This window comes from Bradyrhizobium sp. LB8.2, assembly GCF_040548035.1.
Classification (GTDB): Bacteria; Pseudomonadota; Alphaproteobacteria; order Rhizobiales; family Xanthobacteraceae; genus Bradyrhizobium.
The window spans coordinates 1-24,809 of the sequence record NZ_JBEPQV010000004.1; the positions used below are offsets into that span (position 1 = coordinate 1).

A 24,809-nucleotide genomic window follows, 5' to 3' on the forward strand; every position below is an offset into this window, starting at 1 on the left:
GCTTCGGCGAGTGCGGCGCCGGTCGCGGACACGGGCGAGCCGGTGCTCGCCACAACGGCTGCCGCTCCGACCGATGCGCCGAGCGATCTGTCGCATCCGGCCGACACGGGCAGTGTTGCTGGCGATGCTTCGGCGAGTGCGGCGCCGGTCGCGGACACGAGCGAGCCGGTGCTCGCCACAACGGCTGCCGCTCCGACCGATGCGCCGAGCGATCTGTTGCATCCGGCCGACACGGGCAGTGTGGCTGGCGATGCTTCGGCGAGTGCGGCGCCGGTCGCGGACACGGGCGAGCCGGTGCTCGCCACAACGGCTGCCGCTCCGACCGATGCGCCGAGCGATCTGTCGCAACCGGCCGACACGGGGAGTGTGGCTGGCGATGCTTCGGCGAGTGCGGCGCCGGTCGCGGACACGGGCGAGCCGGTGCTCGCCACAACAACTGCGGCGCCGACCGATGCGCCGAGCGATCTGTCGCAACCGGCCGACACGGGGAGTGTGGCTGGCGATGCTTCGGCGAGTGCGGCGCCGGTCGCGGGCACGAGCGAGCCGGTGCTCGCCAGCGCCGGAGATTCGCTCAGCAGCCCCGCGACCGAGCCGGTACAGCCGGCCGCGCCGGACACCAGCAGCGCTCAAACTCCTGGATCGGCCGACTCGACGCTCGCCGCCACGACTGACGCATCGATCGAGAGTTCGGGATCCGTGACCAGTGCCCCGGAGAACGTTGTGACGGACACATCGAATGCTGCGACAACCGCCGTCGCGGGCGATGTGATCGCGTTGAACGATGCGCCACCGCCTCCGGCAGATCCGCTGTTCAACGGAACCCAGTATACAGACTATGGCGTCGCTCTAAGCAGCGACATCGCGCCCCCCCAGACTGCCGTGTCTCAGTCGGACGCCGTATCGGCTCAAGACATTTCGGCGCCGGTGGCCGCCGATGTCCAAAAACCCGCGCCGCCGCCTCCCGACAGCGTGGATAGTACTCCGATCGATCACGTTGGAACTCACGATGCCATCCTCTAGTAGGAGGCAAACATGACAGCTGTCGAGACACTGGACGATACGCCGCGCAACCAGTCCGGAGCTCAATTTCGCGTCGTATCCAACGACCAGGCCCGCGACAATGTCGGACCTGTCAACGCACTGGCCACTTGGCGTTCGGTCGCGCGCACTAGCTTGATAGCGGTCGCGGCATTTTCGGTCGTTGTGAATCTGCTGATGCTCACGTTGCCGATCTACCTTTTTCAAATATCCGATCGTGTGCTGACGAGCCGCAGTCTCGAGACACTGTTGATGCTCTCGGCTCTCGCGCTGACGTTCATCGGTATCCTCTCGATTGTGGACATTCTGCGTCGGCAGGTGCTGGGGCGTCTTGCGACCAAGATGGAAGCGGTGCTTGGCGGCGCAGTACTGGCGAGCAGCATCAACAACGCCAGGGCTGGCGAGGGCGGAACCATCCAGGCGATCCGCAGTCTTCACCAGGTGCGGGGCTTCATCTCGAGCCCTATCATGCTTCTACTGATGGACGCGCCACTCTCGCCCCTCTACTTCGGAGTCATATTCCTCGTTCACCGACATCTGGGCTGGATCGCGGTCGTATCGGGCTTGGCGCTCGCACTGATTGCGCTGATCAACCAGAAAGCGACCTCGGAGCGTCTGAGCGAGGCAGGCCTGCATGCCGCCGAGGCCGATGCGGCGGCCGAGTCCCTGGCGCGAAATTCGCAAGTGATCAATGCGATGGGAATGCTGAGCGAAAGCATTCTCCACTGGGGGCGCCGCCAGGCGCCAGCGCTGACGGTGCAGAGCCAGGCCCTTGATCGGAATTTCTGGATCAGCGGTGCGTCGAAGTTCGTCCGGCTCGTGGCCCAGATCACGATCCTCGGCACCGGCGCCTATCTGGCCCTCCACGCCGAGATCACCGGGGGCATGATGATCGCGGCTTCGATCATCGCCGGCCGCGCTCTGCAGCCGCTCGAGGGTTTGATCGAGGGATGGCGCAGCTGCGTTCAGGCGCGATCGGCCTATGCCCGCGTAAAGCAGGCGGTCGAGTCATTCCAGCGCGAGGCGCCCAAGCTGCGCTTGCCCAGACCGCAAGGGCGCCTGAGCGTTGATCGGGTCTTGTATCTGCCGCCGGCCTCGAAGGAGCCGGTGCTCAATGGTGTGTCGCTTGAGCTCGCGCCCGGAGAATCTTTGGCCATCGTCGGACCGTCCGGATCCGGCAAGTCGACTCTCGCGCGCATTCTGGTGGGTTGTCTGGTGCCGACAGCCGGGAAAGTCAGGCTGGACGGAACAGAGCTGCGCAACTGGGATCGCCGCCAGTTCGGGGAATATAGCGGCTATCTGCCCCAGGAGGTCGAGCTATTTCCCGGGACCATCAAGCAGAATATCTGCCGCATGCGCGACGACTTGCCCGACGAGAGCATCTATGAGGCGGCGATGTTGTCGGGCATTCACGACATGGTCTGCCAGTTGAAGCAAGGATACGAGACCGTGCTCGATCGCGGCGGTGGGCCCCTCTCGGGAGGACAGAAACAGCGCATCGCGCTCGCCCGGGCTTTCTTCGGTAATCCGTCCCTTGTCGTGCTCGACGAGCCCAACTCGAATCTCGACGCGGCGGGCGAGCAGGCTCTGACCGAGACCCTGCAGCGCGCCAAGAGGCGGGGGGTCACCGCGGTGGTCGTAACCCTGCGACCGGCGCTACTGAACAGTGTGGACAAAGTACTCATACTGCGGGCCGGACGCGCGGAAGCATTCGGCTCTCCGAGCGACGTGTTGCATCGCCTGGTTCGGTCGCCCGGCAGGGCCGGCGGAGATGAGCCGGAGCAGCCGCAACGCATCGAATCCTCGGGCGGGTGACCGGCGCGGGAGGACAGCATGAGAGCGGTAAAGGACGACATCGGCGAGTGGTACCGCGGTGTTCCTCTGAGCGCCAAATGGCCCATCTTCACCGGCCTCGCCATCCTTGTTGTTTGGCTAGGGTGTTTCGGCGTTTGGGCCGCAGTCGCCCCACTCAATAGTGCGGTCGTCGCCTCGGGCACATTCGTGGCTACCGGGCAAAACAAGCTAGTCCAGCACTTCGAGGGCGGCATCATCCGCGAGATTGCAGTCAAGGACGGGGATGTCGTCGAGGCCAACCAGATCCTCGTTCGCATGGACGATACCGCTGCCAACGCCAAGCTGAAACGGCTGGTTTTGAAGAAGCATCGACTGCTCGCCATGAAGGCGCGTCTAGAAGCCGAAATGAGCTCTTCGGACGCAATCGAAACTCCGGCTGCATTCAGCGAGAGCGCGCGTGATCCGGAAATCAAAGCGATTCTTGATCGGCAACGTGCCGAACTTTGGGCACGCCGGGCCAGTCGGGTGGCCGAGGAAAGCGTACTCTTAAAGCAAATCGCTGGGCTGGAGGAAAGCATCCGCGGATATGAGGCGCAAGTGCAGTCCACCAAAGACCGTATTGCCTTGTTCGCCGAAGAGCTGAAGGACAAGAATTCGCTTCTTGGTCAGCAGTTGGTCCGCAAGTCGGATGTGCTAGCGTTGCGACGCTCAGAGGCGAGTCTCGGGGGCGACCTCGGCGAGTATCTCGGCCGCATCGCCGATTCGAAGGAGCGGATCGCTCAGGCGAACGAAAGAATAGCGCAGCTCCACGCGGCGGTGCTTCGGGACGCGATCAAGGAGCTGCGCGAGACCGAGGCGGAGCTGGACGATGCGGAGGAGCAGATTCGCGCCGCTCAGGATGTGGTCGATCGGGTCGATGTCCGTTCGCCGGTCCGAGGTATTGTGGTGAAGAACAACTTCCATACACCGGGCGGCGTCGTCTCTCCTGGTGCCGTGATCCTTGAGCTCCTGCCGATCGGGGACGAGCGCCTCATCGAGGCACATGTGAATCCTAAGGACATTTCGCATGTGAGCGTAGGTCAGGAGGCGCTGGTACGACTGTCGGCGCTCAACCAGCGCGTCACACCCATGGTGGGGGCGAGCGTCATCTACGTGTCAGCGGACGCCTTGTCGGAGCAAATGCAGGGGAAGACCGAAACCCGTCCCGACGGTGACACCCGTCGGGAATTCTATGTGGTTCGGGTGCGCCTGGACCAGGACGATATTCTCAGGCGAATGCCTGAATTCATCCCGACGCCCGGAATGCCCGCAGACGTTTACATTAAGACCGGAGAGCGCACGTTTTTCGAGTACATCATGAAGCCTTTCCTCGACAGCTTCTCGCGCGCGTTCCGCGAAACCTGAAGAGAGCGAGCATTTTGGACGTCAATGCTGAGCACTCGCGAGTACGGTGCCCTCAAGCCTTTCGGATCAGGGCACTGACATTCAGCAACCCGGTTGCCATGGCGTATAAACCCGCGAAGCGCAAGAATGACGGCCGGTCCTTCCCGGGACGCCTTACCTAGTCGTCCGTGAAGAGCGGCTAAGCGATTGAGCTAGAATCGCATTTGTCGTTGTGGACTGTTTTGCGATTGCAGGGTTTTGATGCTTGGGGCATCGGAACCTTGCAATTTGATTTTCAGGATTCCGTCGAATCGCCAGTCATGATTCCCTCGTCGCATCGGAGGTGGCGATGCGACCGAAGAAGCACAGGACGACGGGATCGGGCGATCTGTTCCGGGCCAAGCTGGACCAGATCATCAATATGAAGCACGAGCTGGTTCAGTTTGCCGGCAAGGTCGATTGGGACTGGATCGACGGCGAGATCGCGCCGCTCTATAGCGAGAACGGTCGGCCGGGCATCGCAACCCGCTTCGTGATCGGGCTACTCCTGCTCAAGCACATTTACGGCCTGTCCGATGAGGGGGTGTGCGAGCGTTGGGTCCACGACCCCGTATTTCCAGTCCTTCACCGGCGAAGTGTTCTTTCAGCACGCGTTCCCGCACGAGCGCTCGGACCTGAGCCATTGGCGCAAGCGGCTCGGCGACAAGCTTGAGCTGTTGCTGGCCGAGAGCTTGCGGGTGGCGCACGAGGCCGGTGCGTTACGCGGCCAGGACCTCAAGCGGGTCACGGTCGATACCACCGTGCAGCCGAAGGCCATCACCTTCCCGACCGATGCCAAGCTGCTGCACGCGGCGATCAAGGGGCTCAATCGACTGGCGAGGAAGCACGGGGTCAGGCTGCGGCAGTCCTATCTTCGCATTGCCAAGACCGCGGCAATGATGGCGGGGCGCTACGCCCATGCCAAGCAATTCAAGCGGCATCAGCGGCAGTTGCGCATTCTGCGCAGCCGACTGGGCCGGATCATCCGCGATATCCGCCGCAAGATCGAAGGTCAGACCGTGATCGAGAACGCGTTCGCCCTCCCGCTTGGCCGGGCCTCGCAGATCCGCTCGCAGCAGCAGCGCCAGCGCGGCTGGAAGCTCTATTCCTTCCACGCCCCGGAGGTGGAGTGCATCGGCAAGGGCAAAGCAGCCGCGCCTTACGAGTTCGGTGTCGAAGCCTCCTTCGTCACCAACAACCGCCGTGCTCCCGGTGGCCTGTTCGTGCTGCACGTCAGGGCGCTGCCCGATAACCCGTACGACGGTCACACCTTGCGGGACGTCATCGACCGCACCGAGACGCTCACCGGCTGTGCGATCGAGCGGGCCTATGTCGACAAGGGATACCGCGGCCACGACACACAAAATCCCCGCCGAATCTTCATCTCTGGCCAGAAGCGCGGCGTCTTCGGTGTCATCAAGCGCGAGCTGCGCCGCCGCTCCGCCATCGAACCCATCATCGGACACCTGAAGACCGATGGCCACCTCGGCCGCTGCTATCTCAAAGGCCGCGCTGGCGATGCGGCCAACGTCATCCTCTCTGCCGTCGGCCACAACTTCCGCCGCATCCTCGCCTGGCTCAGAGAACTCTTGTGCCTGTTCCTGACCCAGCTCTGGCGCACGCGCGCCTGTCCGGCCCCGCTCAATTCCGCTTCTTAACGGACGACTACCTCACAAAATTATTTGGTTTTAACCCCAGTCTGAGATGGGCGTCCTTTGATGGAGCGGAGAAGGTTCGAGGCCAGGCTCTCTCCCTCCATCGAGTTGCTGCTCTAAACTCGGATGACCCGCAATACTCGACCGCGTTTCCGACTGAGAAGCTATCATACGAAACGCAGTCAGTTGGCCAACTGATAAGGTAATAGCTGAAACATTATCAGTGCGCGATGGGCGAGGCGGCAGCCGACGCATCGCGAAGAGTCAAATCGTCATGCCGACGAACTTAAGCTGCGATAACTCTTCGATCGCGTGGCGGACGCCCTCGCGGCCGACGCCACTGTGCTTGACACCTCCGAATGGATAATTGTCGAGGCGAAAACGCGTAGCTTCATTGATCCAGAGAGCGCCGACATCGAAGTCATCGGCAAATCGCAGGACCGCGCCGAGGTCGCGAGTGAAGAGAGCACCCTGCAACCCGAATGGCGAGTCATTGGCAAGCGTGAGGGCTTCGTCAATCTCGTCGAACGGCGCCACGACTGCGACAGGACCGAACACCTCCTCGCGCCACAGACGAGCGTCACGCGATATGTCGACCAGTATGCTAGGCGACACAGTGGCCCCTGTCCGTGTCGGTTCAAGCGCGTAGCGGGCCCCATGCGCGATCGCGTCGGCACACATTGCCGTCACGCGTTCCGCCGCGGCAGGGCTGACCATGGGCCCGACATCCGTCTTCGGATCGGTGGCTTCGCCGACGTTGAGCGACTTTGCGGCCCGGACAAGGGCGTCCAGAAATTCCTCAAGGCGGGGTCGCGCGACGAGAATGCGTTGGGCTGAGATGCATTGCTGTCCGCTGGCCTCGAACGCTGCGGAGGCAATTTTCTTCGCGGCAACCGCGATATCAGCATCTCCGAGTACGATATTCGCGGCGTTCGACCCGAGTTCCGCAAGAAATTTCTTTGCGCCTGCCGCCCGTGCGAGCGCCTCGCCGCCGCTGGTGCTGCCGGTGAATGACACGGCACGTACGCCATCGTGGGCTGCAAGAGCGGCGGCGGTCTCCTTGTCGCCTGTGACGACGGTGAAAAGGTTCTCGGGCCAGCCGGCATCGAGGAACAACTTGGCGACTTTCAGAGCTGTCCGCGTGCCGGCAGGCGCCGGCTTGACCACCATCGCATTGCCAGCCGCGATGGCCGGCGCGACCTTCTGGACCAGCAGATTGAGAGGAGCGTTGAACGGCGTGATTCCTGCAACCACTCCGTAGGGGATGTGTCGAACAAAGCCGATGTGGTTTGTGCCCGCAGGCGTCACATCCAGTGGAACGGTCTCGCCGCCGAACTGTGTCAGCGCGGCCGCTGTTGCCTCGAGAAATTCCGCGCCCCGCTTTACTTCGAACAAGGCCATCCGGATTGGCTTGCCGACGTCGGTGCATATGGTACCGGCAATGTCGTCGCTCGCTTCCCGCAGTGCTTTGGCCGCTGCCCTGAGCCAGCCGATCCGAACGTGGGTCGGCTGCTTGCGGTTTCGCCCAAAGCTGACGTTTGCCGCAGCAACGGCCTTGTCGACGGCCGCCTGCCCGCTCTCTGCGATCCGACCGTGGATTTTGCCGTCTTGGGGAGCTATGAGGTCGAACGTCTTCTGCGCGTCCTCAGCGATAATTCCGTCAATGAAGCTAGCGTAGAGGGGGGCAGGCATGAGTCGTGTCCATAGTTCGCTATCGGGCTGTGCGCATGCGCTGGATCTGCATGTTCGCCAAGAACGGCACTAGCGGGTGCGTACCCATTTTCGTGAGCGCCGGGAGGTCGAGCGCGATGAGCGCCTGCCGCTGTTCGGGGGGAAGCTGATACTTGTCGGCGTAGGCAGCGGCATCTTTTACGAATTGGATCCGGCTCTCCGGCTCGTGTGCCAATGCGTGCAACGCCGACGTGAGTCCAACAAGCTCAGGCTTGATCGAGGGGTAATGAGCCTGGCTGGAGGCCGCCTGCGGACTGTACCATCCCAACGACGCATAGTTGTGATGCCAGCTCGGGTCCATCGAGAGCACGTCCGGCTTGCGTTCGCCCAAAGCGCCGGCGGCGCATGCCCAGCATCGCAGCTCGATATTGCCGGTATCATCGAGCTCGGCCTCGTCATAGCCAATGAGAGACTTGAGGTTGCCAGTCGCGAGTTTTGCCAGAACCTTGTTATCCCAGCTCAGCTCCGGGTTGGAGTAACGATCCGTTCCAGGGAAGTGCGACATGCCGCCGCTCGAGAGCACGACGGTTTTGAGACCCATCGCGGTCACGGTTCGCGCGACGGCTTGGCCGAAGGCGTAGCAGCGCTCCATTGTCGGTTGCGGCGGCAGGTAGGCGTTGACGTAGATGGGAAGCACCGGCTCCGTTAGCCCTAGGTGGGTGAGGGGAATGCCGATCGCATAATCAATCTTTGCAGTGCTGCTGAACGCGGGATCGAAGTTCTGCCGGTAAAGCTGCCGGACCAGCTCGAAGCCGATTTCGCTCGGCACCTTCCAGTGGAACTTGCGACCGGCGAATTCACCCGTTGCCTCGCCACCGACATGAACCGTAAAGGGCGGCGCGGCATTGTGGAAGAATTGTTCCGCGTGATCGTTTGAGAAGATGATCCAGAGGTCGGGCTTCAGTGACTTGAGCTTTTCGCCGAGATCGGCCGCGACTTGCCGCACCTTCTCGACCACTGTCTTGTCCTCAGTGTCAGGCATCGTGAAGAACTGGGGCGCATGGGGCAGCATAGCGCCACCGATGACCGTAGACATCATGGGGTTGTTCCTCCTGAGTAGGTGGATTGATTGGCTGTTCGCCAAAATACGCGTTTGCCACGAGGCGCGTTAGCGCTATTCTGTCAGATAACTGCGGTGAAACGACAGAAGCCATGAGCCGTATCCATCCCGACGTCCTGATTCCTCCGAACGGCCACTCAGCGCGCCGGGTGGTGGCCTATGTGTTGGATCTCCGGCGTGGTGGCGGTCGACCGCTCCATAGGCATGATCGCGCTCAGCTCCTTGCCGTGACGTCCGGATCCATTGCCGTGTTGGCAGAGGGCGCAACCTTTGTGGCGCCGCCCGAGCGTGGCGTGTGGGTTCCGGCCCACACCCCTCACGAAACCCGGCATCTCGCATCTACTCGTCTGCGAACCCTGTACATCGAAGCCGATGCATGCGGCGGGCTGCCGACGCGGACCACTGTGGTTCAGATCAACCCGCTGATGCGGGAATTGCTGTCCGCCATCGTGGCGCGCCCGCGAGAGTACGAAGAAGGGGGAGCCGATGGACGCGTCATTGACGTGATGCTTGACCAAATCGCCGGCTCGCGCGCATTGCCGCTCAATCTCCCTATACCCAGGTCGGCGCCCTTACGAACAGTCGCCATGCAGATCCTGGACTCGCCAACGGGAGGAGCCGACGTACACGAACTTTCAAACTCGCTGAACATGTCAACGCGAACGCTGCAACGGCAATTCAAGAGCGAAACTGGGCTCTCGCTGCGAAGCTTCAGACGTCAGGCCAAACTCTTGAAGGCGCTCGAATTGCTATCGGCCCGGACGCCTGTGAGCCGGATCTCCGATCAGCTCGGCTTCGGCGAGCCGAGCGCTTTCATTTCGATGTTCAGGGCTGCGTACGGCGTGACGCCGGGGCGCTATCTTTCGCAGGAGCAGTGATGATCTGGAAAGGTGTGCAGCTGTTTTCCGAACAGGTTATCGTTCAACAATGCTTCACCGGGGATTGGCGATGAAGTCGAGCATCGCGACCCCCAGCTCGTCTTCGGCCGTGTTGATGTGGCCGATCGACGACGTGTGATTGTGGCCCCGCAACCACATCGATGGCGGTGAACGGCGCTTTGCCTGCGCAAGCCGGAAGCACAACTCGGCGCAATGCACATCGATCAGCGGATTCTCAAATTCGGCCCAGGCGACAAAGGTAGAAACGCTGCGCTCGTCTATATGACAAACCGGCGAGACATCGGTCAAGAAATCAGGGCTGTCGGTGCCGTAGTAGCTGACGACCTTATGCGCATTGGGATTTTCGGGGCGGGTTTCGGCCCGCACCCTGCCACTGACGACGAGGTGACCGGCCAACCCCGGCCCAGCAGCGGGCTGACGGCGCCTGTCATAGGCGTAGCTGCCGGTATGCGCTGCGCCTGCAGAGTGCCCCATGAGAAAGATGCGGTTGCCGTCTATTCCAATCTCGGCGCCGTGCTCGTGGGCCCAGCCAACGACTGAAGCGATGTCGTCGGTCGCGCCAGGATAGCGGGTATCGTCGGCGAGGCGATAGCCGATATTGATTCCAACAACACCGTTCCGCGCGAAATATCGCAAGACGTTCGCATTGATCTCGTCGGTTCGGTTGCGGTGACCGTCGAGGAACGCGCCGCCATGCACAAATAGAACCGCCGCGCGGCCGCCGCTTGGGCCGGCAGGCAGGTAGACGTCGAATCTTTGACGCGGATGTGTGCCGTAGGCGATTTCCGCCCTGACATCGACGTTCTCTGTCTGCGCCGTCCGATGTATCTCGCTGAACTTGTCGAGCATCAGCTTGACGTGCTTGGCCGGCGACCAGAGGGGGCCAATCTCGGCCATCAGCGCGCGCAACTCGCTCGGAATGCCAGGCCGTTTATGGTCCATTGTTTCGTCAAGCCTGTTAGACGATGACGCGCTTGGTTCGATGTTCGATTAGCCGAACTAGGCTGAGCGCGGTCAGCTCGGACGACTTTGGGTTGGTCGCGAGCGGTTGGTTCTCGAGTGTGATGTCCATACGGCCGAATGCACCGCTGGCAATGATGCGATGACCGTTCATCGTCAAGGCCGGATCTGCGATCAGTTCGACACGTGTTCGATCCAGCCCGACCCCCGCGAGCGAGGTGACCACCGTCGCATTGGCGTTTTGCGGATACGTCGCGGCCGCGTGCCGCGCCGTTCCGGTGAAAAACACCGTGCGTTCGCCCAAGGTATCGAGGGCAACGAGCCCTTCCGCCGGCGTGTTCTTCCACGCGCGAGGTGGTTTGACGATCTGGTGAACAACATCGTCGAGACCGAGCACGGCAGCGCTCGCGAGGGCATCGATCCCGCCGATCGCGCCCGAAGGCAGCTCGATCCGGCTGCCGTTCCGCTCCGCGAGGTCGATAAGCCAGGTGAGCAGGCCGTCGTCGCTGAAGGCACTGGTGGATGCCGTGATCATCGCGGGGCTGGCGGCAAGCGCCGCGGGCGCCCATTGCGAAATGGCGGCGAGGCCGGCGGCTTCGATCACGAGGTCGGGCTTGATGGCTGCGAGTTCGTCGGGCGAGCCGAGGAAGGGAACGCCGGGCGGTAGTTCTGCCCTGGCCTGCGGCGTATCAATCGTCGCGATCGCGGCGATCTCTACTGGCGTTTCTCGCTGCTTCAACAGCGTGCCGACCCGCGAATTGATCGCGCCCCAGCCGATGAACACCAACCGCGCAGGTTTGGACATCACCTTGATCATCAGATCGTATCTCCTCGACTTGCTCGCGGCACCGCCCGTGCCGCCGGCTTGCCGCGGGCGCCGTGCCCGGTTTGAGACGCTTGCCCTTTGACCGGTTTTGTCGCAATGGTCAGAGCTTGACGATGAGCTAACATGAGCTCGCCGACATGCTCCAGATGCACGCGCATCGCTAGCCCGGCGACGTCCGGCTGCCCCTTCAGGATGGCCTTCAAGAGGTCGGTGTGGCTGCTGGCGCTGTTCGTCGTTACCGACTCGCCGAAGTTGACGCGGTGGCGTTCGCGATGAACGTGCCACATCACCTTCTCGTGTAAATCCATAAGCGCTCGATTGCCGGTGCCATGTACGATCGCGAGGTGAAACGCGTCGTTCAAGGTGTAATAGCGAGCGGCGTCTCCAGACTTTGCGGCGGAATTCATCTCACGTTGTATCTTCTGGATGTCCCGCAGCACTTCGGGCTTGCCGGCCTCGGCCACGCGCGTCGCCGCAAGCTGTTCGAGAGCAATCAGGACCTCCATGTGCTCACCGACCTGTGCCTCGTCCGGATCCGTAACAACTGCCCCGACGTGCGGAATGAGGCGAACAAGACCTTCCAATTCCAATGTCGTTAGTGCCTGCCGCAACGGAGTACGGGAAACGCCGAACTCTTTGCAGAGGAGGGGCTCTGACAATCTCTCCCCAGATTTCCACCGGTTCTCGATGATGTCCTTGCGCAGATGAGGCAGGATCTGGTCGTGCATCGGCGCATAGCGCACGACCGAATTGTTCTGCTTCCCCGTCATCTCGATTTTTCCCGACTTGCCCACTGCAGCCTCCCTGGAACAGGCCTTGTGAGCGGGGGATTGACTCTTCGCAAGTATACATAGATCGTATACGAAATACGATATCCAATTACAAGAGGCGAGCCGTTGACAGTCGGAGAGGTCGCTAAGAACAGGGATCAGGGGGTCGGAGCCTCGGTCAGGCGCAAGGAAGACGCCCGCTATCTCGACGGCAAGGGCGAATACCTCGCCGACTTGCAGGTCCCGGGAATGGCGGAGGTGGCGTTTCTGCGCAGCCCGGTCGCGCACGCGCACATCCGCGGCGTCGAGATTCCCGAGCAGTATCGCGACCAGGTGTTCGTGGCCGCCGATCTCGCCTTTGCCGCACCGATCGTCGCGGTCAGCGCGGCGAAAGGGTTCAAGCGATCGGAATACCACCCGCTGACCGGTGACAAGGTTCGGTTCGTCGGCGACCTCATAGCGATGTGCGTCGCGCCCACCCGGGCCGATGCCGAGGACATTGCAGCCGCCTGCGTCGTCGATTTCGATGAACTCCCCGCCATCTGGGACATCGATGTTGCGCTCAAACCCGAGGCGCCGCGCGTCCACGACCACTGGTCGGACAACATTTACGTCCAGAGCACGATCCAGACGGGAGACCTCGAACAGGCCCGCAGCATTGCGGCCGTGAAGGTGCACAAGACTTTGCGCATGGGCCGTCATGCCGGCGTTTCGATGGAAGGGCGCGGTGTCCTCGCGCACTACGATCGCCGTCTGGACGAGCTTGTCGTCTATAGCTCAACGCAGTTTCCGCACGTTATTCGCACCATCATGGCGGAGTGCCTGGGCATCTCGGAGAGCAAGCTGCGGGTGATCGCGCCGGACGTGGGCGGCGGATTCGGGCCCAAGAACAATTTTCAGCCCGAAGAACTCGCGATCGCGGCGCTATCCATGAAGCTCAACCGCCCTTTGCGATGGGTTGAGGACCGTCGCGAGCACCTGATCGCCTCGCCGCATGCGCGAGAGCATCGCTACGATCTGACGGCTTACGCGGACGCAAAGGGTCGGATCCTGGGGTTAGAGGCGGAAGTTGTCGTCGACGCCGGGGCATATTCGGTGTGGCCGTGGACCGCGGGGATGGAAGCCGGCATGTCGGCCGGCATCATGACCGGTCCCTATGACATTCGCGTCTATCACGCGCGTGCTGTCAGCATTGCCACGAACAAGTCACCGCTCGGCCCCTATCGCGGCGTGGGGCGAAGTGGCGCGTGTTTCGCCATCGAAACCCTGGTGGATGCCGTCGCGCGCGCGGTTGATCGAGAGCCGATGGACGTTCGCATGGAGAATATGGTGCCGCCCGAGGCGATGCCGTACAGCTCCGCCACCCACAAGCTCTATGACAGCGGCGATTATCCGCAATGCGCACTGCAGGCGCGCCAGGCCATCGACCTGGAAGGTGTTCGTGCGCGACAGAAAAAGGGCGAGCCTGACGGCCGCCTGATCGGCGTTGGCATGGCGAGCTACACCGAGCAGTCAGCCCATGGCACTGCCGAATGGGTTGCCCGCGGTCTACCGGTCGTGTTCGGGTACGAGCCGGCGCTGGCGCGCTTCACGCCGGATGGCAAGCTCATCCTGTTCGTCGGCATCCAGAACCATGGGCAGGGCCTTGAGACGACACTTGCGCAAGTGGCGCATCAGGAGCTTGGCATTGCGATCGATGACGTCGTCGTCCGTCATGGCGACAGCTCGGTATCGCCTTACGGCATGGGCACGTTCGCGTCGCGCAGCATGACGATGTCCGGCGGCGCTGTGTCGGCCGCCTGTGTGATCCTCGCCGAAAAGATCGCACGCATCGGTGCACACCTGCTGCAAGCCCCCAAGGAGATGGTGAGGCTTGCCGATGGCAAGGTCTATTTCGGCGAGCAGAGCGTCCGGTTCCGGGACATCGCGCAGGCGGCTTTCCTCCATCCGGAGCGGCTTCCGGTCGGTGAGGACCCTGCGCTCGAGGCCAATGCGGTCTATCAGCCCGGGCGTAGCACCGGCGCATTCTCGTATGCGACCCATGCCTGCACGGTCGCTGTGGATCCCGGGACTGGGCAGGTCAACATTCTGGATTACGTGGTCTGTCACGACTGCGGCACCATGGTGAACCCTATGATCGTCGAGGCCCAGGTGGTCGGCGGCGTGGCGCAGGGGCTCGGCACCGCGCTTTATGAGGAAATCCCCTACGACGAGAACGGCCAGCCACTGGCCTCGACGTTCCTCGATTACACCATTCCGGGCTTCACCGAGGTGCCCGACGTGCGGGTGCTGCATATGGAGACGCCGTCACCGCACACGCGCTTCGGCATCAAGGGCATGGGGGAGGGCGGTGCTATTGCGCCTCCGGCCGTGGTGGTCAACGCCATCAACGATGCGCTCCGTTCTCTGGGCGTCGAGATCAACGAAACGCCGGCGACGCCCGATCGTGTGCTCGCCAAGATCGTGGCCGCAGCGGGAGACCGACGATGAAGCCGGCGCCGTTCGCCTACCACCGCGCGACCTCGATCGAGGATGCGATCGCGCAACTTAATGACGAGCAGATGATGGCGCGGCCGCTGGCCGGCGGACAGTCGCTTGTTCCGATGCTCAACCTCCGCCTCGCGCCGGTGCAGAAGCTGGTCGACCTCAGCCGTATCGAAGCGCTTCGACGCGTCGATGAGCAGGCTGGCCGTATCGCCTATGGTGCATTGCTCCCGCACGCCGCGTTCGAGGACGGCCGCGTTCCTGACGGCAGCAATGGGCTGATGCGCTTCATCGGCGGGCAGATTGCTTATCGCGCCGTGCGTACGCGGGGCACGATCGGCGGCGCGCTCGCCTTGGCAGATCCCGCGGCGGACTGGCTCACGACCGTGATCGCGCTCGAGGGCGAGGTGGTACTAGTCGGGCCTCGCGGCCGTCGCCGCCTTGCCGCCGCTGATTTCGTCACCGGACCGTACATGACGGTGCTCGATCAGGCTGAACTGCTCGAAAGCGTGGTCATTGGGCGCCGCCCCAGGACCGAGCGCTGGGGGCACTACAAGGTAACGCGAAAGACTGGCGAATACGCGGACTCGATGGCGATCGCGTTGTTCGATCCGGATTCGCGGAAAGTCCGCCTCGTCATCGGCACGGTCGAAGGAGCACCAATCGTGCTTACGAAGACGGCGCTCGAGATTGGAAAGGGAGCAAATGAAGAGCGGCTCCTGGCGGCGCTCAGGCACGAGCTCGGAGAAAGCGACCGCGCCTTCTCGCCCGCCAAGTTGCAACTCCACGTTACCACCGCGCTGCGCGCGATCAGGAAAGCCAGCCTGTCATGAAGACCGAAATCACACTCACCATCAACGGCAAGCAGCGCAAGGCGCTGGTAGAGCCGCGGCAGAGCCTGGCTGATCTTTTGCGCGAAGACATGCGTCTGACCGCAACCCATCTCGGCTGCGAGCACGGCGTCTGCGGAGCGTGCACGATCTTGTTGAACGGCGAGTCGGCGCGCGCTTGCATTGCGCTTGCCGTCACGCTGGACGGAAGTGACGTGCGTACGCTCGAGGGACTGCAGGACGATCCGCTAATGGGCGTTCTCAAGGAAGCGTTCCACGAGCAGCACGGCCTGCAATGCGGGTTCTGCACGCCGGGGATGCTGATCAGCAGCCACGATTTGTTGCAGCGGAAGGCGGGGCTCGATGAAGACCAGATCCGCGTCGCGATGAGCGGCAATCTGTGCCGGTGCACGGGCTATCAGGGCATCGTCCGCTCCATCAAGGTTGCGGCCGACAAATGGGCCGACAAGAGGGCCGCCGCCGAGGAGGTCGCCTCGTGAAAATCGAGAAGTCATTCAATGTCGCGCAGCCGCGCGAGCATGTCTGGGATCGGCTGAACGATGTGCGCTTCGTCGCCGATTGTCTTCCCGGCGCGTCGATCGTGAGCGAGCTCGGCGAGAACCGCTACAAGGGCAAGATGTCGGTCAAAGTCGGACCGATGGCCGCCACTTTCAGCGGCGATATCGCCGTCGAGAGCCGTCGCGAGAACTGGAGTTGCCTGGTGTCAGGCAAGGGCGCGGATTCGGGATCCGGCTCGCGCGCCTCCGGAAGCATGACCTATTCGCTCGCCGACGGCAGCTCGCCCGCGACGACCCGGGTGGACATCGTCTCCGACATCAACCTTGCGGGCCCCCTGGCGCAGTTCGGCAAGGGGCCAATCGTTCAGGAAATTGCCAACCGCATCACAGCGGCCTTCGTAGCCAACTTCGAATCGAGGCTGACGGCGGCAGCCGCGGTATCCAGCGACACGGCGGCAGCGGCGCCGGCTGCGCCCACGCGTCCACAACAGCCGCTTGATGCCGGGGGGCTGCTGTGGGCCGTTCTGCGCGACCGCCTGCGTTCGTTCGTCAGGGGATTGTTCGGCAAGTCCCCGGCCTCATCGTGAAGTGACTGTAGCCCGTTAAACGCACAAGGAAGTTCACATGTATCTGAAGAGCTTAGCCCTCGGTCTGCTCTCGGTCCTGCTGCCCGCTTCGGCATACGCCGACGAGACCGTGAAGATCGGCGTCATCCAGCCGCTCACGGGTTCGGTCGCCTACAACGGCACGACCGACGTTAACGGCATCAAGCTCGCCCTCGGCGAAATCAACGCCAAGGGCGGCGTTCTCGGCAAAAAGGTCGAACTGGTGATTGAGGACGGCCAGTGCAAGCCGGCCAACACCGTCAACGCCGCCGAGAAACTGACCCAGCGCGACAAGGTGGTCGCACTCATCGGCGCATTCTGCAGCTCGGCGACGGCGGCCATCATGCCGGTCGCGCAAAGCGCCAAGGTGCCGCTGGTGACCGGCGTCTCGTCAGCCGCGAACCTGACCGAGAAGGGTAACACCTGGTTCTTCCGCGCGACCGAAACGGACGCGCTGCTCGCCAAGTCCTTTGCCAAAATCCTCGTCAACCAGCTCAAGCTGAAAAAGGTCGCGTATATCGGCGTGAACGACGATTTCGGCCGCGGCGGTGTCGAAGAGTTCGAGAAGCAGATGAGCGCGCTTGGTGCTACGACCGTCATGAAGGAATATTTCGAGCACGGCACGTCGGACTACTACACGCTGCTCACCAAGCTGAAGGCGTCGGGAGCCGACGGCGCATTCGTGGCCGCCGAGACCCAGGACGGCTCGACCCTCGTCAAGCAGAAGGCCGAGCTCGGCCTTTCGACCAAGGTGTTTGGCGTCGGCTCATGGGCTACAGCCGATTTCATGCAACTGGCGGGTCAGGCCTCGAACGGCATCTATGCCGCGGTGCCTTACGCTTCGACCATGAAGACGCCGAAGAACGAGGCATTCGTGAAGGCCTATCAAGGCCAGTACAAGGCTGCGCCCGGGAAGTACTCCGCCGCAGGCTACAACACGCTTAATATCGTCGTCGATGCAATTGTGCGCGCGCAGTCAACCGATTCGGACAAGGTTCGCGAAGCGTTGCTCAAGACGGACTATGAAGGCCCGAACGGGCACTTCCGCTTCGACGAGAAGGGCCAGGCCACGGGCTTCACGGTTGTGCTGGTTCAACTTGAGAACGGCGTTCCGGTCGTTGTCGAATCCAATACCGTACAAAAGTGACGTTCGGGACGGAGGCAGCGCCGGCTGCCTCCGCCACTCGATGCCCAGGATAATAGATCGCGATGGACCTCCTTCTTCAGCTTGTGGCCAACGGCCTTGTCGTCGGGGCGTTCTACGCCCTGTCTGCGCTTGGACTGACACTGGTATTCGGCCTGATGCGTGTCGTGAACTTTGCGCATGGCGAACTCTATGTTATCGGCGGCCTTTTCGGCTGGACGCTCACGGTGGTGTTCGGCTGGAACTACTTTCTCTCGCTTGCCGTCGTCGTCATCGTGCTCGGCATTCTCGGTTACCTCATCGATCAGGTGCTGATCGCGCGGGTGCGCGGGCAGGGCGAGGAGCCGACAATCCTGCTCACGATCGGTCTCTCGATCTTCATCGCCAACACCGCGCTCCTGATCGTCGGGACCACGCCGGTGACGGTCGCCTCGCCATTCGCGAGCAAGCCGCTGTTTTTCGGCCCCGTCGTGATCACGCAGGCCCGCTTGGTGCTTGTTGTGATGTGCGCGGTCCTGATCGCGGCAGCAAATCTCCTGATCCAGAAGACCACACTCGGCCGCGCCATGCGCGCGACGTTCCAGGATCCGATGGCGGCCCAGCTGGTCGGCATCCGGACCCCGCGAATCTACGGCTTTACCTTCGCGCTCGGTGCCACGCTGGCGGGCGCGGCCGGGATGCTGCTCGGCTCGATTTACGTCGTGGAAGCGAGCACCGGCGGTGTGATCAGCCTGAAGGCGTTCGTGGTCGTCATCCTCGGCGGAATGGGCAGCTTTGCCGGCGCGGTAGCCGGCGGCTTAATCCTTGGTCTGACCGAGGCGCTGTGGGGTGGCTACGTATCAACGGGATATGTGGATGCCATCGGGTTCGCGCTCGTTATCGTGACCTTGCTGGTCCGCCCCTATGGTCTGTTCAGCCGAAGAGCCGAGCGCGCGTGATGAAGTTCGAACGCAATTGTCTCCTCGCTGCGGCCGCGCTAGCCGCGCTGATCCCGCTCGCCGTCCAAAACGAATACGCATTACACATCGGGATCATGATCATGCTCTCGGTGATGCTGGCGACGAGCCTGAATCTGATCGTCGGTTACGTCGGTGAGTTTCCGCTCGGGCACACCGCCTTCTTCGGCATCGGAGCCTACACTGCCGCGCTGCTGTCGGTGCGGGCCGGGCTGCCGATCTATGTCACAATCCCGCTCGCCGGCATCGTTGCGGCGATCTTTGGGCTCGCCATCGGTGCGGTGACGCTGCGCCTGCGCGGGCCGTTCTTCGTCATCGTGACGCTCTGTTTTGCGGAGGTGCTGCGGCTGGTTGCCAACAACTGGATCGATTTGACCAACGGGCCGATGGGCGTCTCGGGAATTGGCAAGCCAGCCGCAATCACGGGCGCGACCGGCGTGCAGCAGAAGCTCTGGTTCTATTATGCCGGCCTACTGCTGGCGGCCCTATCGCTCTTAGTCAGCTATCGTTTCGTCTATTCGAATATCGGGCGCGCGGCGGTCGCGGTGCGGGAGAACCGGTTCGTGGCGCAGTCGATCGGGATCTGGCCGTTCTACCTGGGCCTCGTCACCTTCGTGCTGGCGGCGGCGGTGGGCGGCCTCTCGGGCGGCTTCTATGCGCATTACATCTCTTATGTCGGCCCCGAAGTGTTTGGCTTCTCCTTCATGATCACCATGATCATCATGGTGCTCGCGGGCGGAAAGGGCACTCTGGCCGGCCCGGTGGTCGGCGCCGTGCTGGTGGTCTTCCTCGAAGAGTTCCTGCGCGATTTCAAGGATCTGCGTTTCTCGATCTTCGGTCTCATCGTCGTCGCCGTGGTGGTCTTCCTGCCGCGCGGCCTGATGGGATTCATCGCCCGCCGGCATGAGATCTATGAACGAAGGCCGGCAGAGCCTGCCGAGGGTGCCGTGAAGCTCGATCGCCTTGCGCGGGCGCTCGAGCCGGCCGGCCTGAACCGAGGAGGGGCCGCGGATGCTTGAGGTGAACGGGCTCTCCAAGCACTTCGGGGGGCTGAAGGCCCTGTCAGATGTCAGCTTCTCGATCCGCAAGGGCGAGATCATGAGCCTGATCGGACCGAACGGCGCCGGCAAGACCACCTGCCTCAATCTCGTGACGGGGTTCTTCAAGCCCAGCGCCGGGACCGTGCGCTATTGCGAGCACGACATCACGGGGCTCCCGCCTTATGCTGCCGCCCAGCGAGGCCTCGTTCGCACCTTCCAGAAGACCAACGTCCTGCGCGGGCTCACCGTCTTCGGCAACGTGCTGACCGCCCGCTACCGTCATGGCGAGAGGTCGTTGTGGCGGACCTTCTTCGCCGCCGGCCGCCAGCGCGAGCGTGAACTTCGCGACGAGGCGGCAGCGCTGATCGAGACGGTCGGCCTTGGTGCCCGAATGAACACGGACGCGGACTCGCTGCCCTGCGGCGAGCTTCGCCTGCTCGAAGTGGCCGTCGCGCTGGGCGCCGGCCCGAGGGTGCTGATCCTTGACGAGCCTGCGGCGGGGTTGAACACCCACGAGGCGGATCGCCTCGGCGATGTGCTGAAAAGGATAGTGAAGGAGCATGTCGAGGCCATGCTGCTGGTCGAGCACAACATGGCGCTCGTGATGGCCGTGTCCGATCACATCCTCGTCCTGAACTTTGGCCGCAAAATCGCCGCCGGGACACCGCTCGAAGTGCGATCGAATCCGGACGTCGTCACTGCGTATTTGGGCAAGCCCGCCGCATGATCACTCAAAGCAACGTCCTCGAATTGCGCAACCTAGAGGTCTGCTACGGCAAGCTGCGCGCCCTGAACGGCATCAATCTGGAGGTCCGTGAAGGCGAGATCGTCGCATTGCTTGGTGCCAACGGTGCCGGCAAGAGCACGGCCTTGCGCGCGATTTCAGGCCTGCTCGCCCCCACATCGGGCGACATACTCTATCGCGGCAAGTCGATCGCAAAGCGCCGACCGGATCTGATCGTTCGCGATGGCATTGCCCAGTCGCCCGAGGAACGGCATATCTGGCCCGAACTGAGCGTGCGCGAAAACCTCGGCCTCGGCGCATATTGCTGCCCGGATCGGGCCTTAGCCGAACAGCGGTTCGAAAGCGTGCTTCAGCGGTTTCCGCGGCTGCGAGAACGGCTGTCGCAGCTTGCAGGCCTGCTGTCGGGCGGCGAGCAGCAGATGCTCGCGATCGGCCGTGCCCTGATGTCGGACCCAAAACTGTTGCTGCTCGATGAACCAAGTCTCGGCCTTAGCCCGCTAATGTCGCAGGAAGTACTAGGCGCATTGCGCGAACTTTGCCAACAAGGCATTACGATCCTGATTGTCGAGCAGAATGTGCATAGTGCCCTCTCGGTGGCGAGCCGGGCCTACGTTTTCGAAACAGGCCGGGTTGTTGGAGAAGGCCGCGCCGCCGACATGCTTGGCAATCCAGATTTGCTCCGCGCTTATCTCGGCGCCTAATCCCATGGAAATTAAGGACCGAATCACTCAGCTTCTTTGTGACGATCGCCAAAGTGGAGACGGTTGACTGATAAGGATTTACGCAAAAGCTTATCAGTCCAAGAGCCCGTCTGGCTAAACCCGTTGGGGACTCAAGACGAACGGGGCGACACAGTTCCGACAATGCCCGAGGTGTCCACCGCACATTGAGGCCACACCCGGCGGCGCCTTGTCCGCGCGGTCCTCGAGCATCGTTCGCAGGCAACGCCTCGATGGGCCGCGGATGATGTCTTTGGACGAGGACGACGTCCGGATCAAGTGCCCTCGGACGCTTGCTCCTCCCCCAGCGGCCACGGTCCGTCACTAGGGGGAAAAGGTAACGACCTCGACCGGGGTCGAGGTCGCCAACCTATTGGCTAGGTTTCGCTCCCGGCTGGGGCTTGGGGGGCAAGGGGTGCCGAGAGCAAGGATTCGACGCGGCAGAGTGCCGATCGTTCCCTTGCGGAGCGAAGCAGCGCTGGCAGCACCCCTTCGTACGCGTGATGAGCGGGAGCGCCGCGCGAGTCTGGGCGCGGCAGGACTGGCCTAGTCGATTAAATCCGAAAGGCGCCGCCCCGAAGGGCGGCGCCTGAAGCATCAATCACTAGCGGCCGGTGCCGAAGCTGAAGCCGATGCTCGGCCCGCCTCCGTAATAGCCGTACCCGCGATCGTAGTAGCCCGGACCGCCGTAGGAGCCGTAGCTTCTGCGCACCACGTAGCCGTCGTCGCCGCCGTAATAGCGCTGCACGTATCGTGGGCCACGGGTCCGGTAGCAGCGGCCATACTCGCTGCAGACCAGGCGGACCTGATCGATGCTTGCCGCCTCTGTGGATCCGACCGGGCTTGGGTTGAGCGGCGCTGCCGAGGCCGCCGACGCCAGCATGGCGGTGGCGACAAACGCTCCGAGAGCAATAGTTCTCATGTTCGTTCTCCTTGGTGTGGCAAGATCAATCGATCTCTTCGATGACGCGACGTTCCCCTGGTTCGACGATGTAGGTGCGGCTATCCCGGTTGATGTACCGGTACTCCCGCAGGCTCGGCGCCTCGCGGTAAACCTCCTCGGGGAAAGTCTCGACTTCCACGCCTTCCGGCAGGCGCTCCCCCCTGCGGATCTCGGTGCGCACGGTGCTGCCGGTGGTCTGCCGCTCGCGCTCGACAGGGCGAACCTTGGCGTGCTTCCGGATCACCTCGCGATCACGATCGCTGAACGTCGCCTTGCGCTGCTCCGTCCTCGCCGGCGCAGCGGCCGTCGAGCGGCCGGAGTACGGCAGGACCGTCACGATCTTGTAGGTCGACGGTTCGACGATCACGATCTCGTCCTTGACCAGGACGAAGTTGTAACCGCGGTACTGCGGGACGATCTCGACGACCTCGGCCGGCAGCGGCTGCAAGCGGATATCGCGCGGCACGGCCGTGCCCACCGACAACGAGAAGTTCACGTTGTTGAGGGGCAGCACGTTCAGATGCGAAATCGACGTGCTGATCCGGGTTCGCTGCTGGTCGTTGATGTTCACCGACGCGTTCACGTTGGTGTTCGAGGAACGATCGGCCGTGTTCTGCTGATTGTTCGGCTGCTGCGCCGTGTTCGTCGAACCGCTACCCGTCGGCGACTGCGCCTGGTTGGTGCCCGAGGCGGGCGGATTGGCGCTCTGCGTCTGGGTATTCGTGTTCGAAGGAGAATTGGTCTGCGCCTGGTTGGGAGGCGTCGTGGTCTGATTGGACGGCTGATTGGTCTGAGCCTGGTTGGTCGAGTTGTTCGAGGCCGGCGCCTGCGTGGTGTTGGTACCCGTGCCCGAATTGGACGACTGGCCTGCAGCGGTCTGACCGGTCGAGGACGGAGACTGCGTCTGGGCCGAATTCGCCGAAGGATTGGCGGACTGTGCGGATCCCGAAGATGACGACGGCGTCGAAGAGGATGGCGTCGTGGATGTGGAATCCTGCTGACGCGTCGGCAGATTGGAATTCGACGTGCTCGGAGAAGACTGGGCAAAGCGGAAGTCGCGATCGCGACTGCAGCGGTGGTAGCCAAGAATAATCGCTTGTTCATCTGAACCTCCTTAATGCGGACGTCGAACAAGCTCGGGCGGGACGCTGGGTTCCATTGCGGGAAAACTTGGCAGTTCCGTGGGAAGCGCGGTTTCTGTTGTCCCGAAATGGTGCAGATCGCGAGAGTGGGAACTTCGGTCGCGCGGCGTCGTTGGCGATGACTACTTACGAGTCATTTTTCACTTTGAGGAGGACATCATGAAGAAGCTTATCGTGTGCGGCGCTCTCGCCGCCTTCGCCCTCGGCACGCAGGCCGCCAGCGCCGCCGAGTTCTACATCGTGCGCGACGCCACCACCAAGAAGTGCACAATCGTCGACAGCAAGCCGACCACCACCACCACGACGGTCGTGGGCGACGGCGTCTACAAGACCAAGGTCGAGGCGGAGTCCGCGGTCAAGACCACGAAGGTCTGCACCGAGCAGTAATAGCCGCGGCGGCGTCAAGAGCCGTCTGAAGCGTTCTGACAGCGATTGGAGGAGAAATGCCTGTACTGATTTTGTGGGCCGTTCCCGCCGTCCTGGTTGTTGGCGGCGTCGGCTATTTCCTGGTTCACATGCACTGAGCGGATACACCGCACGGATGAACGGCCCGCCCAATGATCTGGGCGGGCCGTTTTGCGTTGCAGTCAGTACACTGGCTCCCAAGGGCACAAAAAAGGGCCCCGTAGTGGGGGCCCTAATTCGCCGAGAGCACGCGTCGCGCTAGTTGTAGTCCGAGTATTTGAACTGCGGAAGCGCCTTCAATTGCTCCTTGTTGCCACTCATGACGGCGTGGTCGGGGACCCAATCGTTCGTGGTGCGGTTCGTCGTGGTTGTCGACGCGGTCCCGGTCGTGGTCGTGTCGCGCGACGTGGTCGACGTGCCGCTCGAGCTGGTCCGGACCGGCTCTTCAACGAACTTCAGCTTGTCCATCGAGACGGCGATGTCGTGCTCGCCCATGCCGAGGAAGCCGCCGACTCCGATGACCACCGCGTGGATCTTGCCGTTCTTGTCGACGAGCAATTCGTTGATGTCGCCGAGCTTCTCGTTGGCCTCGTTGTAGACGTTCAGGCCCATCAGCTTCGAGGCGCGCCAAATTCCCTTGAGCGCCATCTTCGCATCGGCCGGCTGGGCGGTCGCCGCGAGGCCGCCGCCGACCAGGCCATCGCGGCCTGCGGCGGAGACGCCCGGGAGGCGGTCAGGGCGCTGCTCGTCGCCGTCGACTTTCTCGAGGCCGAGGCCGACGAGCTCCGGACGAAGGTGTCGAGAGGCTACGCCCGGGGACTCCCAGGGGCGCGCGAACGCAAGGATGAGGCAGATGTCTGAAGTGACCTACTATGTAGCTCTGCCGCTCGTTTTCTCCGACGACGGCATGGCCGCCGGCGAGGCGGCGGAATGCCTGAGCGCCAACGCCGCGGTGATGCGGGCGGAGGCGCTCTCCCGCAAGCCGGGGCATGCCGGCGCGATCGCGTTCTCGCGGACCGGAGATCCCTCGAGCGGCGACTTCAGCGGCGCCAAGCTGATCCGGAAGTTCGGGGACGTTCCGGACGATCTCAGCACCCTATGAAACTCCACCGGGTCCGGAACG

22 protein-coding genes and 2 pseudogenes are annotated in these 24,809 nt (G+C 62.8%); 16 read left to right on the top strand and 8 right to left on the bottom strand.

Translation table 11 applies throughout. The annotated features are described in order from the left end of the window. From ABIB06_RS06355 to ABIB06_RS06370, 4 genes and pseudogenes are all read left to right on the top strand, one after another. Positions 1–1,020: pseudogene (locus ABIB06_RS06355) on the top strand (hypothetical protein); the annotation flags it as partial. A 12-nt stretch (positions 1,021–1,032) separates the two neighbouring features. After that, positions 1,033–2,853 carry a type I secretion system permease/ATPase gene (locus ABIB06_RS06360; RefSeq protein WP_247447006.1) on the top strand — a complete coding sequence of 607 codons (1,821 nt, stop codon included), beginning with the start codon at positions 1,033–1,035 and terminating at the stop codon, positions 2,851–2,853. A gap of 18 nt (positions 2,854–2,871) precedes the next feature. Then, positions 2,872–4,236, top strand: coding sequence for an HlyD family type I secretion periplasmic adaptor subunit (locus ABIB06_RS06365; protein WP_247447005.1), 1,365 nt, complete (start codon positions 2,872–2,874; stop codon positions 4,234–4,236). 328 nt (positions 4,237–4,564) lie between these two features. After that, positions 4,565–5,912, top strand: a pseudogene (locus ABIB06_RS06370) (IS5 family transposase). A gap of 261 nt (positions 5,913–6,173) precedes the next feature. Here ABIB06_RS06370 and ABIB06_RS06375 read toward each other — a convergent pair. Together ABIB06_RS06375 and ABIB06_RS06380 are read right to left on the bottom strand one after the other, a co-directional pair. Further along, positions 6,174–7,601 carry an aldehyde dehydrogenase family protein gene (locus ABIB06_RS06375; protein ID WP_354045582.1) on the bottom strand — a complete coding sequence of 476 codons (1,428 nt, stop codon included), beginning with the start codon at positions 7,599–7,601 and terminating at the stop codon, positions 6,174–6,176. Positions 7,602–7,620: 19 nt separating this feature from the next. Next, entirely contained in the window at positions 7,621–8,679 is a 1,059-nt protein-coding gene (locus ABIB06_RS06380) for a DODA-type extradiol aromatic ring-opening family dioxygenase (RefSeq protein WP_354045581.1), read from the bottom strand. A 113-nt stretch (positions 8,680–8,792) separates the two neighbouring features. Here ABIB06_RS06380 and ABIB06_RS06385 point away from each other — a divergent pair, with 113 nt between their 5' ends. Continuing rightward, the gene (locus tag ABIB06_RS06385) at positions 8,793–9,578 is read left to right on the top strand and encodes an AraC family transcriptional regulator (protein ID WP_354045579.1); all 786 of its coding nucleotides are present in this window, start codon (positions 8,793–8,795) and stop codon (positions 9,576–9,578) included. 54 nt (positions 9,579–9,632) lie between these two features. Here the strand turns inward: ABIB06_RS06385 and ABIB06_RS06390 are convergent, their stop codons facing one another. Genes ABIB06_RS06390 through ABIB06_RS06400 form a run of 3 tightly spaced genes read right to left on the bottom strand, consistent with a single transcriptional unit; the run spans position 9,633 to position 12,179 of the window. Then, positions 9,633–10,508 (bottom strand): alpha/beta hydrolase, encoded by an 876-nt coding sequence (locus tag ABIB06_RS06390; protein ID WP_354045577.1) that lies wholly within the window; start codon positions 10,506–10,508, stop codon positions 9,633–9,635. A 49-nt stretch (positions 10,509–10,557) separates the two neighbouring features. Further along, positions 10,558–11,376 carry an aspartate dehydrogenase gene (locus tag ABIB06_RS06395; protein ID WP_354045575.1) on the bottom strand — a complete coding sequence of 273 codons (819 nt, stop codon included), beginning with the start codon at positions 11,374–11,376 and terminating at the stop codon, positions 10,558–10,560. Further along, on the bottom strand, positions 11,376–12,179 hold the full coding sequence (locus ABIB06_RS06400; protein WP_354045573.1) for a GntR family transcriptional regulator: 804 nt from the start codon (positions 12,177–12,179) through the stop codon (positions 11,376–11,378). Before ABIB06_RS06400 ends, ABIB06_RS06395 begins: the two co-directional genes overlap by 1 nt. Before the next feature lie 102 nt (positions 12,180–12,281). Between ABIB06_RS06400 and ABIB06_RS06405 the strand changes: the two genes are divergently transcribed. The 9 genes from ABIB06_RS06405 (at position 12,282) to ABIB06_RS06445 (ending at position 21,178) form a co-directional block, all read left to right on the top strand. Then, positions 12,282–14,645, top strand: coding sequence for a xanthine dehydrogenase family protein molybdopterin-binding subunit (locus tag ABIB06_RS06405; RefSeq protein ID WP_354045572.1), 2,364 nt, complete (start codon positions 12,282–12,284; stop codon positions 14,643–14,645). Further along, complete coding sequence (locus tag ABIB06_RS06410; RefSeq protein WP_354045570.1) at positions 14,642–15,472, top strand: FAD binding domain-containing protein; 831 nt, start codon at positions 14,642–14,644, stop codon at positions 15,470–15,472. The genes ABIB06_RS06405 and ABIB06_RS06410 overlap by 4 nt, the downstream gene beginning before the upstream one ends. Continuing rightward, on the top strand, positions 15,469–15,969 hold the full coding sequence (locus ABIB06_RS06415) for a (2Fe-2S)-binding protein (RefSeq protein WP_354045568.1): 501 nt from the start codon (positions 15,469–15,471) through the stop codon (positions 15,967–15,969). Before ABIB06_RS06410 ends, ABIB06_RS06415 begins: the two co-directional genes overlap by 4 nt. Next, positions 15,966–16,574, top strand: coding sequence for an SRPBCC family protein (locus ABIB06_RS06420; RefSeq protein ID WP_354045566.1), 609 nt, complete (start codon positions 15,966–15,968; stop codon positions 16,572–16,574). Before ABIB06_RS06415 ends, ABIB06_RS06420 begins: the two co-directional genes overlap by 4 nt. 37 nt (positions 16,575–16,611) lie before the next feature. After that, on the top strand, positions 16,612–17,739 hold the full coding sequence (locus ABIB06_RS06425; protein ID WP_354045564.1) for an ABC transporter substrate-binding protein: 1,128 nt from the start codon (positions 16,612–16,614) through the stop codon (positions 17,737–17,739). A 62-nt stretch (positions 17,740–17,801) separates the two neighbouring features. Further along, entirely contained in the window at positions 17,802–18,674 is an 873-nt protein-coding gene (locus ABIB06_RS06430; RefSeq protein ID WP_354045562.1) for a branched-chain amino acid ABC transporter permease, read from the top strand. After that, complete coding sequence (locus tag ABIB06_RS06435; RefSeq protein WP_354045560.1) at positions 18,674–19,711, top strand: branched-chain amino acid ABC transporter permease; 1,038 nt, start codon at positions 18,674–18,676, stop codon at positions 19,709–19,711. The genes ABIB06_RS06430 and ABIB06_RS06435 overlap by 1 nt, the downstream gene beginning before the upstream one ends. Further along, positions 19,704–20,459, top strand: coding sequence for an ABC transporter ATP-binding protein (locus ABIB06_RS06440; RefSeq protein ID WP_354045558.1), 756 nt, complete (start codon positions 19,704–19,706; stop codon positions 20,457–20,459). The genes ABIB06_RS06435 and ABIB06_RS06440 overlap by 8 nt, the downstream gene beginning before the upstream one ends. Further along, entirely contained in the window at positions 20,456–21,178 is a 723-nt protein-coding gene (locus ABIB06_RS06445) for an ABC transporter ATP-binding protein (protein ID WP_354045556.1), read from the top strand. Before ABIB06_RS06440 ends, ABIB06_RS06445 begins: the two co-directional genes overlap by 4 nt. Positions 21,179–21,800: 622 nt before the next feature. Here the strand turns inward: ABIB06_RS06445 and ABIB06_RS06450 are convergent. Continuing rightward, a complete protein-coding gene (locus ABIB06_RS06450; protein ID WP_354045554.1) occupies positions 21,801–22,118 on the bottom strand; it encodes a hypothetical protein in 318 nt (105 codons plus the stop codon). 25 nt (positions 22,119–22,143) lie between these two features. Next, positions 22,144–22,710, bottom strand: coding sequence for a DUF1236 domain-containing protein (locus tag ABIB06_RS06455; protein ID WP_354045552.1), 567 nt, complete (start codon positions 22,708–22,710; stop codon positions 22,144–22,146). 730 nt (positions 22,711–23,440) lie between these two features. On the opposite strand from ABIB06_RS06455, the gene ABIB06_RS06460 reads away from it, so the two are divergent. Next, on the top strand, positions 23,441–23,668 hold the full coding sequence (locus tag ABIB06_RS06460; RefSeq protein ID WP_063994963.1) for a hypothetical protein: 228 nt from the start codon (positions 23,441–23,443) through the stop codon (positions 23,666–23,668). A 276-nt stretch (positions 23,669–23,944) separates the two neighbouring features. Here the strand turns inward: ABIB06_RS06460 and ABIB06_RS06465 are convergent, their stop codons facing one another. Further along, positions 23,945–24,382 (bottom strand): PRC-barrel domain-containing protein, encoded by a 438-nt coding sequence (locus ABIB06_RS06465; RefSeq protein ID WP_502916521.1) that lies wholly within the window; start codon positions 24,380–24,382, stop codon positions 23,945–23,947. A gap of 157 nt (positions 24,383–24,539) precedes the next feature. On the opposite strand from ABIB06_RS06465, the gene ABIB06_RS06470 reads away from it, so the two are divergent. After that, a complete protein-coding gene (locus ABIB06_RS06470; RefSeq protein ID WP_354045549.1) occupies positions 24,540–24,788 on the top strand; it encodes a hypothetical protein in 249 nt (82 codons plus the stop codon). Positions 24,789–24,809: the final 21 nt, after the last annotated feature.

Bases quoted from the DNA above. Each gene is read 5' to 3' on its own strand.
- ABIB06_RS06360 (WP_247447006.1), top strand. From the start codon at position 1,033: ATGACAGCTGTCGAGACACTGGACGATACGCCGCGCAACCAGTCCGGA.
- ABIB06_RS06365 (WP_247447005.1), top strand. From the start codon at position 2,872: ATGAGAGCGGTAAAGGACGACATCGGCGAGTGGTACCGCGGTGTTCCT.
- ABIB06_RS06375 (WP_354045582.1), bottom strand. From the start codon at position 7,601: ATGCCTGCCCCCCTCTACGCTAGCTTCATTGACGGAATTATCGCTGAG.
- ABIB06_RS06380 (WP_354045581.1), bottom strand. From the start codon at position 8,679: ATGATGTCTACGGTCATCGGTGGCGCTATGCTGCCCCATGCGCCCCAG.
- ABIB06_RS06385 (WP_354045579.1), top strand. From the start codon at position 8,793: ATGAGCCGTATCCATCCCGACGTCCTGATTCCTCCGAACGGCCACTCA.
- ABIB06_RS06395 (WP_354045575.1), bottom strand. From the start codon at position 11,376: ATGATCAAGGTGATGTCCAAACCTGCGCGGTTGGTGTTCATCGGCTGG.
- ABIB06_RS06410 (WP_354045570.1), top strand. From the start codon at position 14,642: ATGAAGCCGGCGCCGTTCGCCTACCACCGCGCGACCTCGATCGAGGAT.
- ABIB06_RS06415 (WP_354045568.1), top strand. From the start codon at position 15,469: ATGAAGACCGAAATCACACTCACCATCAACGGCAAGCAGCGCAAGGCG.
- ABIB06_RS06425 (WP_354045564.1), top strand. From the start codon at position 16,612: ATGTATCTGAAGAGCTTAGCCCTCGGTCTGCTCTCGGTCCTGCTGCCC.
- ABIB06_RS06430 (WP_354045562.1), top strand. From the start codon at position 17,802: ATGGACCTCCTTCTTCAGCTTGTGGCCAACGGCCTTGTCGTCGGGGCG.
- ABIB06_RS06435 (WP_354045560.1), top strand. From the start codon at position 18,674: ATGAAGTTCGAACGCAATTGTCTCCTCGCTGCGGCCGCGCTAGCCGCG.
- ABIB06_RS06440 (WP_354045558.1), top strand. From the start codon at position 19,704: ATGCTTGAGGTGAACGGGCTCTCCAAGCACTTCGGGGGGCTGAAGGCC.
- ABIB06_RS06445 (WP_354045556.1), top strand. From the start codon at position 20,456: ATGATCACTCAAAGCAACGTCCTCGAATTGCGCAACCTAGAGGTCTGC.
- ABIB06_RS06450 (WP_354045554.1), bottom strand. From the start codon at position 22,118: ATGAGAACTATTGCTCTCGGAGCGTTTGTCGCCACCGCCATGCTGGCG.
- ABIB06_RS06460 (WP_063994963.1), top strand. From the start codon at position 23,441: ATGAAGAAGCTTATCGTGTGCGGCGCTCTCGCCGCCTTCGCCCTCGGC.
- ABIB06_RS06470 (WP_354045549.1), top strand. From the start codon at position 24,540: ATGTCTGAAGTGACCTACTATGTAGCTCTGCCGCTCGTTTTCTCCGAC.